The following is a 14362-nucleotide window of genomic DNA, read 5'->3' on the forward strand; positions in this document are numbered from 1 at the left end:
AGGACCGGGTCAATGCCGCGCAGGCCCCCACGGGCGCCGCACAGGGCCCCGTCGACACCCCGCAGAGCCCCACGGCGGCCCCGCAGGGTCCCGCCGTCGCCCCGCCCGCCCCGCAGGGTCCCGCCGACGCCCCGCAGGTCCGCGTCGACACCCTGGAGCGGGCCCTGGGGCCGCTCGGCGACCCGGGCAACCCGCTGGGTGCCGCCGCCCTGCTCGCCGCCGACGCCCGGGGCGAACTGCCCCGCGGGGCGGAGGAGGTGCTGGACGGGTTCGGGCTCAACGCCGAGTTCGTGCCCGCCGCGCTCGGCGGGCGGCTGCACCGGATGGACGTCCTGGGCCGGGTGCTGCGCCCGGTATTCCGCCGGGACGCCTCCCTCGGCTTTGGCTACGGCCTGAACTGTTTCTTCGCCGCCACCCCGGTGTGGACCGGCGGCACCGCCGCCCAGCGCCGCACCGTCGCCGGCCTGCTGCTGGCCGGGCAGCGGGTGGCGGTCGCCCGGCACGGCACCGCGCACGGCAACGACTTCGTCCGCGACGAGTTCACCGCCCGCCCGCTGCCCGACGGCGACTGGCTGCTGACCGGAGCCAAGTCCGGCATCGCCAACTCCTCCCGGGCCCGCGGCCTGGTGCTGTTCGCCCGCACCGGCGACGGCTCGGGCGGCCGCAGCCACACCGTCTTCACGGCCGACCGGGGCGCCCTCCCGCCGGGCAGCGTCGAGGACCTCGGGCGGCGGGAGACCACCGGCATGCGCAGCGCCGAGTTCGGCGGCCTGCGCACCGAGGGACTGCGCCTGCCCGCCTCGGCGGTCGTTGCCGAGGCGGGCGACGGCTACACCCTGAGCCTGCGCTCGTCGCTGGTCATCCGGGGGCTGATCCCGTCGATCGTGCTGGCCGGCGCGGACACCGCCCTGCGCACCGTGGCCGCCTTCGCCGTCCGCGCCCGGCCGGACGGCCGCCGCGCCCTGGACGTGGCCCACGTCAGGTCCGTACTGACCGGCGCCTTCCTGGACCTGCTGATCAGCGACGCGATGGCCCTGGTGGCGACCCGTGCACTGCACCTGCTGCCGCGCGAGACGAGCGTGTACGCGGCGGCCGCCGCCTACCTCGCCCCGAAGATCGTCGCGGAGGCGATGGACGAGATGTCCGCCGTGCTCGGCGAGGAGAGCTTCGGCGGGGGCGGCACGTACGGCATGTTCCACAAGCAGCTGCGGGACCTGCCCGTCACGTCGATGGGCCACGCGGGCAGCGCGGGCCGCCAGGTCAGCATCCTTCCGCAGCTGCCGCACTTCGCCCGCACCTCGTGGTTCCGCTCGCGGCCCGCGCCCGCCGCCCTGTTCCGCCTGTACGAGGACCTGCCGCCGCTGGACCTGTCCCGGGCCGCCCTGCTGGGCGACGGCGACCCGCTCGCCGCGATGCTGGTGGAGCACGCGGACCGCGAGGACGGCGACGGCGGTCCCGCGCTCGCCGCCCTCGCGAGGACCTTCCGGGGGGAACTGGCGGAGCTGCGCCGGGAGTTCGCCGCCGTCGATCCGGGCGACCGCAGGTCCCTGGCCAGCCCCCGCTACCTGGGTCTCGGCGACCGGTACACCCCGGTCTTCGCGGCGGCCGCCGTGCTCGGCGTGTGGCGCGAACGGTGCCACGACGCCCCGCCCGGCGACTTCCTGGCCGACCCCGCCTGGGCCTGCGCCGCGCTGCGCCGCCTGGCCGGGCGGCTCGGTCGTGCGCTGCCCGAGCGGTCCCCCGACGGCGAGCGGCGGGTGCTGGCCGAGGTGCTGGGCCGACTGCACGGCGGGCGGAGCTTCGACCTGTACGCCTCCCCGCTCGCCTGACCACGACGCCCGCGCCCCGCCGCCCCCTGCACCCCGCCGCCCCCTGCACCCCACCGCCCCCCCCTGCCGCCCCCGCGTGCCGCCCCCGCCCCCCGCCGCCCCCGCGTGCCGCCCCCGCGTCCCGCCCTGAGAGGAAGCCCCGCATGACCGCATCCGAGCAGTACCCGCCGTGCGGCGAACCACCGGCCGACGCCCATCACGAGTGGCTGTCGCAGCGGATCGCGCACTACCTCGGCCGCCCCGTCCGGGGCGACGCCCCCCTCACCGACCACGGCCTGGACTCGGTGGCCGCGCTCAGCCTCTACGGCGACATCGAGGAGGAGTTCGGCCCCCTGATCGAACCGGGCGAGATCTGGACGTACCCGACCGTGGACTCCCTCGCCCGCTGCATGGCGGACCGCGCCGCGCGCCGCGACCGGAGCACGGTGCGGGCCGCGTTCGTCTTCACCGGGCAGGGTTCCCAGCACGAGGGGATGACGGCGGGCCTGTACCTGCACTCCACCGGCTACCGCGCCCACCTGGACGAGGCCGCCGAGGAACTGCGCCCGTACACCAAGGAGTCGGTCGTCGACCTGATCCTCGCGGGAGACCCGCGCATCCACCTCACCGGCTTCACCCAGCCCGCCCTGTTCGCCGTCGAGTACGCCATGGCGCGCACCCTCCAGGAGGCGGGCGTGCAGCCGGTCGCCGTCCTCGGGCACGGCATCGGCGAGTTCGCCGCCGCCACCGTGGCCGGCGCCCTGACGCTGCCCGACGCCGCCCGACTGGTGGCGCTGCGCGGGGCGTTCATGCAGTACCTCCCGGCGGGCGGCGGCATGACGGCCACCTGCGCCGCCCCCTTCGAGGCCGCCGACCTCATCGCCGACGAGCCCGAAGTGGGCATCGCGGCGATCAACGCCTCCCGGGCCACCGTGCTCTCCGGGCCCGTCGACGCGCTGACCCGGGTGGAGGCCAAGCTCGCCGAGGCGGGCCTCGCGTCCCGGCGGCTGACCGTCACGCACGCCTTCCACTCGCCGCTGATGCGGCCGATGCAGGCGAAGTTCGCCTCCGTGCTGCGACGGCTGCCCGGCGGCGCCCCCCGGCTGCCGTTCTACTCCACGGTGCGCGGCCGACTGGTCAACGAGCCGCTGTACGCCCCGTACTGGACCGAGCAGATCACCGCCCCCGTACGGTTCGCCGACGCGGCCCGCGCCCTGCTCGCCCAGCAGCGCCCCACCCATGTCGTCGAGATCGGGCCGAGGGTGGTCCTGACCCCCTTCCTCAAGCGGATGGGCGGCGACGCCGAACTGCCCTGCTTCCCCGTCTGCAAGGGGCCCCGGAGCGACGCCGTCGACCTGGCCGGAGTGATCTCCGCACTCGACGCGGGGCCGCTGGCCGCCCTCCTGGCCGGGGCGTGAGCCGATGGCACAGCCGTCCGCCGTCCTCGGCGCACCGCTGGACGCGCCGGGCCCGCACGCCCGCTGGGACCTGGTGCGCGAGCAACTCGCGGCCACCGGCACCGTCCTGGTGCACGGCCGCATGCCCGGCTGGCTGCCGCCGCCCGGCACCGGCCCCGGCCGCCTCGGGGAACTCCTCGGCCGGGACTGGCAGCGCTACCAGGCCATGGACCGCCCCCGGATGCGGGAGCGGCTGCTGGCCTCCCGGCTGCTGCTGCGGTACACCGCCGCCGCGGCCATCGGCTCCGCACCGGAACTCGTCGACCTGGCCTACCAGTCGGCCGGGCGGCCCTACGTCAGGGGCTGCGACCAGATCGACGTGAGCCTCAGCCACACCGAGGAGACCATGGTGGTGGGCATCACCCGGCGCGGCCGGATCGGCGTGGACGTGGAGCGGGCCGACCGCCGCCTGGCCGGAACGGGCTCCGAACGGCAGGCGTGCACCCCGTACGAACTGCGGCTGCTGGACGCGGCGGGGCCCGAGGCGCGCAACGACGTGCTGGTGCGGATGTGGACGCTGAAGGAGGCGTACAGCAAGGCGCTCGGGCAGGGACTGCGCTTCCGCTTCACCGAGTTCGGCTTCGAGCCGCTGGCCGTGGGCGCCCGGCTCACCCGCCCCGACGGCACCACCGCCGACCACGGCGCCTGGACCTTCGGCACCTTCGGGGTGGGGGAGTACGTGGTCAGTGCGGCCGTCCACGACACCGGATTCGGCGAGCTGACCGACCTGTCGGTGGACACGGTGCTGGACGACGGACTGCTGGACGCGCTGCTCGGCGAGGGCTGACCCACGCGCCGGGGAATGCCGCGGAGCTACGGGATCCAGCCCGCGTCCTCCGCTATCCGGACCGCGTCGATCCGGTTGCGTGCGCCCAGCTTGGCCACGATCGCCGTCAGGTAGTTCCGTACCGTCCCCTGCGACAGGTACAGACACCCGGCGATCTCCGCGATGTCCGCCCCCCGCGCCGCCAGCCGCAGCACCTCCAGCTCGCGCGGCGAGAGCGGGCTGTTGGGCGACTCCCAGGCGGTGACCGCCAGCTGGGGGTCCACCACCCGGCGCCCCGCCGCCACGTTGCGCACCGCCGTCGCGAGCTGGTCCGGCGGGGAGTCCTTCAGCAGGAAGCCGTCCACCTGCGCGGTCATCGCCCGGCGCAGGATGCCGGGGCGGCCCAGCGCCGTCAGGATCAGCGAACGGCAGGTGGGCACCCGCATCCGCAGCTCGGTGGCCGCGGTCAGACCGTCGGTGCCCGGCAGGTCGATGTCGATCACCGCGACGTCGGGTCTGTGCTCCAGCGCGGCCGCCACGATGGTGTCACCGCGGTCGACGGTGGCCACCACCCGCAGGTCCGGTTCCAGGTGCAGCAGTGCGACCAACGCCCCCCGGATCATGTGGACATCCTCGGCGAGCAGGATCTTCACCGTCAGCATGGGCCCCCCAGCAGTTGTTCCGACCGGCCGCCGGCACCCGGACCCGCGATCGAGCCCCGGTCAAGCGGCGGTCCGCACCGCAGACCCCCCGGCCTCCGGCAACTCCCCTTCGCGTGCGGTCCCCTCGACCGCCCCCGTGTACTCCTCCGTCTCCCCGTCCGCGCCCTCCGGCGGCTTCACCGGAGCCCGCGCCACCAGCGTGAAGCGGCCGTCCGGGTGCGCACCGGCGTCCAGCGTGCCGCCGACGGCCTCCAGCCGGGTGCGGAGATTGCGCAGACCGCTCCCCCCGTGCAGGTCCGGACCACTTCCACCGTACCCGGGGGGCGTCGGGTGCGGACCCGCAGGCGTCGTGGGGCCGACCCCGTCGTTCACCAGTGTCAGAAGAACCGATTCGTCCTCCTGACTGGCTGTGATCGTACAGAACTCGACCCTGCTGTGCCGAAGGAGGTTGGTCACCCCCTCGCGCAGCGTGGTCGCGAGCACGGTCTCGATCACCGGATGCAGCCGCCCGCACTCCATGCGCACCTCGGCCTCGACGCCCGCCGTCTCCAAGACCGCCGCCGCCGCGTCCAGTTCGTCCCGCAGCGACATCTCCCGGTACCCGCTGGCCACCAGCCGTACGTCGGCCAGCGCCCGCCGGGTGATCTCCAGCAGCGCCCGGGTCTCCTGCCGGGCCCGCTCGGGATGGTTGTCGATCAGCCGCAGCGACAGCTCGCCCTTGAGCGCGATCACGGACAGGCTGTACCCCAGCAGGTCGTGCAGGTCCCGGGCGAACCGCAGCCGTTCCTGGCCCACCGCCATCCGCGCCATCCGGGCCCGGGTGGCGTGTACCTCGTGCACCAGCTCGGTGAGCCTGCTCAGCCCGTAGATGACGATGCTGCACAGCAGCGCCGACGTCGTGTAGTACGCCGACTCCGTCGCCGTCGCCCCCGCCGACAACGCGTACGCCGGGACGGCCACCAGCACCAGCGCGTACACCGGCCACGCGGCCCTGGCGGGCAGCAGCAGAAGCACCGAGGCCGCCATCGGCCCCTCCATGCTTCCCCAGTTGAGGCCGAACCAGGTGAACGGCACGTACGTCAGCAGCGCCTGGGCCCCGAGGGCGAGCAGTTTGGTGCGCGTGGACCACAGCCGCGACGAGGGGGCCGACACCAGGCACTGCACGGTGAACACGCACAGGATGCACAGGGCGCACATCACCAGGCCCTGGGCGCCCTTGTTCCAGGCGATGACATTGAGGACCGTGACGGTGCTGTAGCACAGCAGCGCCACGATCGTGCAGGCCCGGGCCAGCAGCGGAACCGGCAGATCCCGGCGGGATATCAGCCCGTCTTCTCGGTCTTCGGTGGGGGACATGCCCGCATGTTATGCACGTATCCCCCACCTCACCCACCCCTCCGGGACTCCACCTCTCCGCAACGGACCTGCTGACCCGTCAGGCGAACAGCGGCGTCGGATTCAGGTCCCGGTAGGCCGTCGGCACGGTCAACAGCCCCTGCTCCACGGGTACGTCGAAGAGCCTGCCGGGAGCGAACCTGGCCCAGAAGTGCCGCATCCCCGGCACGATCGCCTTCACCACCGGCAGCCCGATGTCGGGCCGCGTCTGGTCCAGCACCAGCAGGTCCAGGCCCCGCGCCCGCACCAGTTCCGTCGCCGTCGCCACGTCCTCGCGTAGGTCGGCCGTCGGCCGGTACCCCCAACAGGCGGGCGTGCGCGGCGACTCGGCCGCGTCCGGCACCAGGTGGGGCTCACCGGCCAGGGTCGCGGTGTCCCACCAGCGGGACACCTCCGGATCCCCGGCGTACTGTGCCCGGTCCGCTCCCGGGTCGGTGGGCGGCAGCAGTTGGGCCAGCTCGGTGACCGCGCGGCGCAGCGCCAGCCTCGGGTCGAAGTGCGCCCCGAAGCCGAACGAGATGTCCTCGGGCCGCAGTCCACCGCCGTCGGTGCGCCGCGACAGCGCCACCACCACCGGAATCCCGAAGTCCGAGGTCACGTCCAGTGCCCACACCTCGCGGCCGGCCCGTGCGTAGGCGGCGCGCGTCGCCGCGAGCCACGGCTCGTCGAAGGCGTCCAGGTCGACGGCCGCCCGCCGGGTGCGGTTGTACCACCACAGGGCCACCGCGTCCCGCTCCACCAGCTCCAGGAAGCCCTGCACCAGGGCGTCCTCCGGACTCGCCCCGGCGGCATTGCCGTTGGAGTCCGCCCACGGGGAGCGCGCGACACCGTCCGGCCCCGGGCCGAAGTACAGCATCGAGGTGGGCAGCAGCCGGCTCCCGCCCGCCGTCAGCGACCACACCGGCGTCCACTCCACCGCGGCGCCCGGATCGAAGGGCTCGGGTATCTGCTGGAACGCCGAGTGCGCGTACCGCTGGTTCCAGCGGGCCCGGTCGGCGAACTGCGCGGTGGCGTACAGCTGGCAGGAGTTGGGGTGCAGGGCCGCGCCGCCCAGCCCCCGCAGGCTGTCGCGCACCACCGGTTCGTCGCCCTGCCGGGTGCCCGAGTACCGCTCCAGCGCCTCGCACAGGGCGCCGACCTCGGCCTCCCGCGCGCTCACGCCCTTCCCGCCGCTGTGGCTGCGCAGCCCCGACCGCAGGCCCGCCAGGTCCCGGCCGCCGAGGGCGAGGTTGCGCCCCGACACGTAGTGGTACAGGCCGTCGGGGGTCGCCGCGGCCGGGCGCACGGCCGACACCGCACCGGTGACCGGCGAGACGAGGTGACGGTGGCGGGCGTACACCTCCTCCAGGGGAAGCGCCCGGTGATTGCCGCCCTGGGCGCCGTGCTTGGGCCGGGAGGCGGGTACGAAGGGGGAGTTCACCCGGCGCGCCACCAGCGAGGGGTCCCCGCAGCGGGGGCACTGCGGCCTGCGGCGCACCGGATGCGGCGTACTGCTCAGCGTCAGGGTGTCGAGGACGGTCACCGCCGACTGTCCCGGACGGCGCAGCCCCGCCGCCCACTTGGCGAGCTCCAGCACCGCCAGCTGCACGCCCAGCGCGGCCGTCGACGGCAGCGCGACCGGGGGCAGCGGGACCGGACCGGCCAGCCCCAGCACCCGGCGCACCGGGTTCTGCGAGCTGCGGTGCGCCCGCAGCCGGTGCGCCAGGCACTCCCAGCAGGCGGGTTCGGGGACGTCGGGGGAGGCGGGCCCGAAGAAGGGGCCCACCCACACCTCGGCGCCGGTGGTCCGGGCGGGCAGCCAGGTGCGCCCGGCCGCCCGGTGTGCGGCGTCGACCTCCGCGAGTTCGGGACGCAGGTAGTCCTCGCACAGCACCAGCGTCAGGTCGGCCGGCCCGCCGGGGGCGGCGAGCACCAGCCCGGCCGCCCGGCAGGCGGCCCGGGCCGCGGCGGTGTCCGCCGCGCCGACCGCGACGACGTCCACCACCGTGGCGGCGAGCGCCTCGACCGCCGCGGAACCGTCGATGCCCGCCGCGTCCCAGTAGGCGTGCGCCGCCCCGGCCCCGTCGTCCGGGCCGCGCGTGCCCAGCAGCCCGGCCCGGCCCAGCGCCGCCAGACCCTGGCCGGCCTCGGCGGCGGGCAGCACCGCGCAGGCGTCGCGCACCACCTCGGGCAGGGTGCGGGTGCCGTCCAGCAGGGGCGCCAGGGCCTCGGCGGCCGCGCCGTCGAGCACCCTGACCCCTGTGTCGGCGAGCACGTACACCCCCTCGCCCGGCACCGGTTCGACCCGCAGGTGCCGCTTGAATCCGACCGGGCGTTCGGCCCCCGCCGCCGGGGCGGGGCGCTCGGGCTCCACCGGACGGCGCTCGGGCTCCACCGGACGGCGTTGCGGCTCCACCGGACGGCGCTGCGGGGAACCGGTGACGAGCGGGGTGCTCACTGCGACTCGACGGGCGTCTTGACCGGCTTCGGCGCGTCCGTCCGGCAGCGCCAGGTCGGCGGCAGCATCGCGGCGGCGTCGTGGCCGTCCAGCTCCTCGACCGTCAGCACGGCGGCGGGTCTGGGGGCGGCGGCCGTCCCGAGACCGTACTGGTCGAGCACGGCCCCGGGGGTCTCGGCGAACCGGGCCCCCAGTTCCGCGTCCAGCCCGGTCCTGGCCAGCAGCAGCGCGAAGCGCTCGTCGTACGAGGCCGTCGCGGTGGACGGGGCCGCCGGGGCGGGGGCGGAGGAAACGGTGGGACTCATCGGGATCTCCTGGAGTCGTGGTCGAGTCGTGCTCTCGCTGGACAGGATTCTGAGCCCGGCCGCCCCGCAGGCCCAGTGCGACGATCACCGTTCGGGCATGAGAGATTCACATCCCTCCTCATGACCACCTCACTGGGCCGCGCGCCCGGCGGCTGGAAGCATCCCTCCTACCGACTCGGCACCCGTACCGGGCCAGAGAGGGGCAACAGCAATGGACATCAAGGTCCTCGGACCGCTCGTCGCCGAGGAGCAGGGCATCTCCGTGGTGCCCACCGCGGCCAAGCCACGCCAGATCCTGGCTCTGCTGGCACTCCAGGCCGACCGCGTGGTGACGGTGCCCACCCTCATGGAGGAGATCTGGGGCGAACGCATCCCCCGCAGCGCCGCCACCACGCTCCAGACGTACGTCCTCCAGCTCCGCCGCAAGATCGCCGCCGCCCTGGACGGCGACCCGGCCCGCCAGGCCAAGGACGTCCTGGTCACCCGGTACGGCGGCTACCTCCTCCAGGTCCAGCCGGGCCAGGTCGACTGCCAGGAGTTCGACCGGCTGGCCGCCTCCGGGCGGGCCGCGCACGCCGCGGGCGACCACGCGGCCGCCTCCGCACTGCTCGGCCGCGGACTCGACCTGTGGGAGGGCTCCGCCATGGTCGACGTCCGGATCGGCGGGGTGCTGGAGCTGGAGGTGCTGCGCCTGGAGGAGGGCCGGATGGCCACCCTCGAACTGCGCCTGGAGTCCGACCTGCTGCTCGGCCGGCACAACGAGATCATCCCCGAACTGCGGGTGCTGATGGCCCGTCACCCCATGCACGAGAACTTCTGCGCGCTCCTGATGACGGCACTGCACCGCTCCGGCGGATCGTGGCGGGCACTGGAGGAGTACCAGCGGCTGCGCGACGCCCTGGTGGAGGAGCTCGGCCTGGAGCCCTCGGGGCGCATCCAGCGACTGCACCGCGCCGTCCTCAACGCGGACCCCGCGCTCGACCAGGGAGACCTGTCCGCGGTCGTCGGCTGAGGCCGCACCGCGGAGGCCCGTTCCCCGTTCCCCGTTCCCCGCGCCCCTGAGCGGCGCTCTAGGCGGTGTTCCTACGGTGCGCCGATGACGATCCTCGACGACCACCGGCCCGCATCCCCCACCCCCAGCCCCACCCCCGCACCGTCCCCGGTGCCCGCCCCCGCCCCGGCCGCGGCCCCCGCCCCCGACCTGCACTCCGCCACGGCCGAACTGCGCCGGCTCAAGGAGGAGGTGGGCCGGGGCCCCGACCCCGAAGCCACCCGCCGCCAGCACGCCAAGAACAAACTCACCGCCCACGAACGCCTCGCCCTCCTCTTCGACGAGGGCACCTTCACCGAGATCGAACCCCTGCGCAGGCACCGCGCCACCGGCTTCGGCCTGGAGGCCCGCAAGCCGCACGGCGACGGCGTCGTCATCGGCTGGGGCCAGGTGCACGGCCGCACCGTCTTCGCGTACGCCCACGACTTCCGGGTCTTCGCCGGCGCCCTCGGCGAGGCGCACGCCGCCAAGGTGCACAAGGTGATGGACCTCGCCGAGGCGGCCGGGGCCCCGCTGGTCTCCCTCAACGACGGTGCGGGCGCCCGCATCCAGGAGGGCGTCACCGCGCTCGCCGGATACGGCGGCATCTTCCGCCGCAACGTCGCCGCCTCCGGAGTGCTGCCGCAGATCTCCGTGATGCTCGGCCCCTGCGCGGGCGGCGCCGCCTACAGCCCCGCCCTCACCGACTTCGTGTTCATGGTCCGCGAGAGCGCCCAGATGTTCATCACGGGCCCCGACGTCGTACGGGCCGTCACCGGCGAGGAGATCACCCACAACGGCCTCGGCGGCGCCGACGTCCACGGCACGGTGTCCGGGGTCAGCCACTTCACGTACGACGACGAACGCGACTGCCTGGAGGACGTGCGCCACCTGCTGTCGCTGCTGCCCGCCAACAACCGCGAGCTGCCGCCCGCCGAACCCTGCCAGGACCCCGCCGACCGCCGCACCGACGCCCTGACCTCCCTGGTTCCGGCCGACCCCACCCGGGCCTACGACATCCGGGACGTGATCGCGGAGATCGTCGACGACGGCGACCACTTCGAGGTCCACGAGGGGTGGGCCCGCAACATCGTGTGCTCGCTCGCCCGCCTCGACGGGCAGACCGTCGGCATCGTCGCCAACCAGCCCGGCGCGCTCGCCGGAGTCCTCGACATCCACGCCTCGGAGAAGGCCGCCCGCTTCGTCTCCACCTGCGACGCCTTCAACATCCCCCTGGTCACCCTCGTCGACGTGCCCGGCTTCCTGCCCGGCGTCGACCAGGAGCACGGCGGCATCATCCGGCACGGCGCGAAACTCCTGTACGCCTACTGCAACGCCACCGTGCCCCGCATCTCCCTGGTGCTGCGCAAGGCGTACGGCGGCGCGTACATCGTCATGGACTCCCGCTCCATCGGCGCCGACCTGTCCTTCGCCTGGCCCACCAACGAGATCGCCGTGATGGGCGCCGAGGGCGCCGCGAACGTCATCTTCCGCCGTGAGATCGCCGCGTCCGACGACCCCGAGTCCGTACGGCAGCAACGCATCAAGGAGTACCGGACCGAGCTGATGCACCCCTACTACGCCGCCGAACGCGGCCTCGTCGACGACGTCATCGACCCCGGCGAGACCCGCTCGGTACTGATCCGCTCGCTGGCCGCCCTGCGCACCAAGAAGGCCCGGGTGCCCGCCCGCAAACACGGCAACGCCCCTGCCTGACCCGCCCCTCGGGGGCTGTCCACGCGGACGCGAGCGGCCGTCGAGGGGGCGGACGTTCCATACCGGCACCGGCGCACGGCGGCACGCCACAAGCGGGCGTCCGGCCGGAACGGACGGCCGGGACGGGGAGGCCCAGACCCTGAACCGTCCCGGCCGCCGCACCGGCCCGCACCGCGCACGACGGCCGCCGGGTCCGCACCGAACAGAGGAGAGAGCAGAGTGTCCCGCACCCGTTTCGACAGGAAGACGAGGTAGCCGCCATGCGCAGAGTCGTCATCACCGGCCTCGGCGTGGTGGCCCCCGGCGGGGTCGGGGTCAAGGAGTACTGGGACCTGCTCACCGCGGGACGCACCGCCAGCCGGCGGATCTCCTTCTACGACCCCTCGCCGTTCCGTTCCCAGGTCGCCGCCGAGTGCGACTTCGACCCGGAGGCCGCGGGCCTCACCCCGCAGGAGATCCGCCGCCTGGACCGGGCCGCCCAGTTCGCCGTCGTCTCCACCCGCGAGGCCGTCGCCGACAGCGGCCTGGACTTCGCCGCCGTCGACCCGGGCCGCATCGGCACCTCGCTGGGCAGCGCGGTGGGCTGCACCACCAGCCTGGAGCGCGAGTACGTCGTCACCAGTGACGGCGGCCGCCTGTGGAACGTCGACCACACCTACGCCGTACCCCAGTTGTACGACCACTTCGTCCCCAGCTCGATGGCCGCCGAGGTCGGCCGGGCGGCGGGCGCCGAGGGCCCGGCCGCGGTCGTCTCCACCGGCTGCACCTCGGGCCTGGACTCGCTGGGCCACGCCGTGGAACTCATCCGCGAGGGCACCGCCGACATCATGATCGCCGGTGCCACCGAGGCCCCGATCTCCCCGATCACCTCGGCCTGCTTCGACGCCATCCACGCCACCACCCCCCGCAACGACACCCCCGAGAGCGCCTGCCGCCCCTTCGACCGGACCCGCAGCGGCCTGGTGCTCGGCGAGGGCGCGGCGATCCTCGTCCTGGAGGAGTACGAGGCGGCCAGGGCCCGCGGCGCGCACATCTACGCCGAGATCGCCGGTTTCGCCTCCCGCGCCAACGCCTTCCACATGACCGGCCTCAAGCCCGACGGCATCGAGATGGCCACCGCCATCGACGCCGCCCTCGCCGAGGCCCGCCTGAACCCCACCGCCATCGACTACATCAACGCGCACGGCTCCGGCACCAAGATGAACGACCGTCACGAGACCGGGGCCTTCAAGCGCAGCCTCGGCGCGCACGCCTACGCCACCCCGATCAGCTCCATCAAGTCGATGATCGGGCACTCGCTCGGCGCGATCGGCTCCCTGGAGATCGCCGCCTGCGCCCTCGCGATGGAACACGGCGTGCTGCCGCCGACCGCGAACCTGCACGAACCCGACCCCGAACTCGACCTCGACTACATCCCGTTGACGGCCCGCGAGCAGAAGACCGACACCGTGCTGAGCGTGGGCAGCGGCTTCGGCGGCTTCCAGAGCGCGATGCTGCTGGCCCGACCGGAGAGGAGCGCGGCATGACCGCCACCGTCGTCACCGGACTCGGCATCACCGCCCCCAACGGCCTGGGCACCGAGGACTACTGGAAGGCCGCCCTCACCGGCACGTCGGGACTGGACACCGTCACCCGCTTCGACGTCTCCTCCTACCCGTCCACCGTCGGCGGGGAGGTTCCCGGCTACGTTGCCGAGGACCACATCCCCTCCCGGCTGCTGCCGCAGACCGACCACATGACCCGCCTCGCCCTCACCGCCACCGACTGGGCCGTCGCGGACGCCGGACTGGACCCCGAGTCGCTGCCCGAGTACGGCATCGGCGTCGTCACCTCGGCCTCCGGCGGCGCCGTCGAGTTCGGCCAGCGCGAACTGCAGAACCTGTGGAGCAAGGGCAAGGAGTACGTCAGCGCCTACCAGTCCTTCGCCTGGTTCTACGCGGTGAACACCGGCCAGATATCCATCCGGCACGCGATGCGCGGCCCCAGCGGTGTGCTCCTGACCGAGCAGGCCGGCGGCCTCGACGCCCTCGGCCAGGCCCGCCGGCACATCCGCAGGGGCTGCCCGGCGGTCGTCGCGGGCGGTGTCGACGCGATGCTCTGCCCCTGGGGCTGGGTCCCGCAGATCGCCTCCGGGCTGCTGTCCACCGACCCCGACCCGGCCACCGCGTACTCCCCGCTGTCCACGTCCGCCCGGGGCTACGTGCCCGGCGAGGGCGGCGCGATCCTCATCACCGAGGACGCCGCGTCGGCCCGCGCCCGGGGCGCCGACCGGATCTACGGCGAGATCGCCGGGTACGCGGCCACCCTCGACCCGGCACCCGGCTCCGACCGGCCCAAGGGGCTGCGCCGGGCCGCGGAGAACGCCCTGAAGGACGCGGGTCTCACCCCCGCCGACGTCGACGTGGTCTTCGCCGACGCGTCCGGGGTGCCCGCCCTCGACGCGGCGGAGGCCGCGACCCTGATCGCCCTCTTCGGCCCCCACGGGGTGCCGGTCACCGCCCCCAAGTCGCTCACCGGCCGTCTGCTGGCGGGCGGCGCGTCCCTCGACGTGGCGACCGCCCTGCTCGCCCTGCGCGACGGCGTGATCCCGCCCACCGTCGTCACCGGCGACCCGCTCCCGGGACTCGACCTGGTCGTCGACGGCCCCCGGGAGAGCGCACCGCGCACCGCCCTGGTCCTGGCACGCGGCCACGGCGGCTTCAACGCCGCCCTGGTCCTGCGCGCTCCCTGATCCCGCACGCCCCTGATCCCGGCCGCCCCCGATCCCGTACGCCCGATTTCGTACG

General features: G+C 74.5%; 11 protein-coding genes. 7 read left to right on the plus strand and 4 right to left on the minus strand.

What is annotated here, in order from left to right:
* From ACIO3O_RS18860 to ACIO3O_RS18870, 3 genes are all read left to right on the plus strand, one after another.
* Positions 1-1829: acyl-CoA dehydrogenase (locus ACIO3O_RS18860; protein WP_401746980.1), on the plus strand; the 1829-nt coding region annotated here is incomplete at its 5' end.
* A gap of 143 nt (positions 1830-1972) precedes the next feature.
* Positions 1973-3226 (plus strand): acyltransferase domain-containing protein, encoded by a 1254-nt coding sequence (locus ACIO3O_RS18865; protein ID WP_401746982.1) that lies wholly within the window; start codon positions 1973-1975, stop codon positions 3224-3226.
* A gap of 4 nt (positions 3227-3230) precedes the next feature.
* Positions 3231-4052, plus strand: a complete 822-nt coding sequence (locus ACIO3O_RS18870; RefSeq protein WP_401746984.1) for a 4'-phosphopantetheinyl transferase family protein — start codon at positions 3231-3233, stop codon at positions 4050-4052.
* A gap of 26 nt (positions 4053-4078) precedes the next feature.
* Here ACIO3O_RS18870 and ACIO3O_RS18875 read toward each other — a convergent pair whose 3' ends face one another.
* The 4 genes from ACIO3O_RS18875 to ACIO3O_RS18890 all read right to left on the minus strand — a co-directional run bounded on the left by ACIO3O_RS18875 (position 4079) and on the right by ACIO3O_RS18890 (position 8830).
* Positions 4079-4693: a DNA-binding response regulator gene (locus ACIO3O_RS18875; protein ID WP_401746985.1), complete on the minus strand. Its 615-nt coding sequence runs from the start codon at positions 4691-4693 to the stop codon at positions 4079-4081.
* Between the two features lie 60 nt (positions 4694-4753).
* Positions 4754-6049 (minus strand): sensor histidine kinase, encoded by a 1296-nt coding sequence (locus ACIO3O_RS18880; protein WP_401746988.1) that lies wholly within the window; start codon positions 6047-6049, stop codon positions 4754-4756.
* A 79-nt stretch (positions 6050-6128) separates the two neighbouring features.
* Positions 6129-8441, minus strand: coding sequence for a TOMM precursor leader peptide-binding protein (locus ACIO3O_RS18885; protein WP_401747149.1), 2313 nt, complete (start codon positions 8439-8441; stop codon positions 6129-6131).
* An 80-nt stretch (positions 8442-8521) separates the two neighbouring features.
* On the minus strand, positions 8522-8830 hold the full coding sequence (locus ACIO3O_RS18890; protein ID WP_401746990.1) for a hypothetical protein: 309 nt from the start codon (positions 8828-8830) through the stop codon (positions 8522-8524).
* 211 nt (positions 8831-9041) lie between these two features.
* Here ACIO3O_RS18890 and ACIO3O_RS18895 point away from each other — a divergent pair, with 211 nt between their 5' ends.
* The 4 genes from ACIO3O_RS18895 to ACIO3O_RS18910 all read left to right on the plus strand — a co-directional run bounded on the left by ACIO3O_RS18895 (position 9042) and on the right by ACIO3O_RS18910 (position 14307).
* Entirely contained in the window at positions 9042-9842 is an 801-nt protein-coding gene (locus ACIO3O_RS18895) for a BTAD domain-containing putative transcriptional regulator (RefSeq protein ID WP_401746993.1), read from the plus strand.
* A gap of 84 nt (positions 9843-9926) precedes the next feature.
* Positions 9927-11576, plus strand: coding sequence for an acyl-CoA carboxylase subunit beta (locus tag ACIO3O_RS18900; protein WP_401746995.1), 1650 nt, complete (start codon positions 9927-9929; stop codon positions 11574-11576).
* 260 nt (positions 11577-11836) lie between these two features.
* Positions 11837-13102 carry a beta-ketoacyl-[acyl-carrier-protein] synthase family protein gene (locus tag ACIO3O_RS18905; protein WP_401746998.1) on the plus strand — a complete coding sequence of 422 codons (1266 nt, stop codon included), beginning with the start codon at positions 11837-11839 and terminating at the stop codon, positions 13100-13102.
* On the plus strand, positions 13099-14307 hold the full coding sequence (locus ACIO3O_RS18910; RefSeq protein ID WP_401747000.1) for a ketosynthase chain-length factor: 1209 nt from the start codon (positions 13099-13101) through the stop codon (positions 14305-14307). The genes ACIO3O_RS18905 and ACIO3O_RS18910 overlap by 4 nt, the downstream gene beginning before the upstream one ends.
* Positions 14308-14362 lie beyond the last annotated feature (55 nt).

Source organism: Streptomyces sp. NPDC087440 (genome assembly GCF_044744005.1).
Taxonomy (GTDB): Bacteria; Actinomycetota; Actinomycetes; order Streptomycetales; family Streptomycetaceae; genus Streptomyces.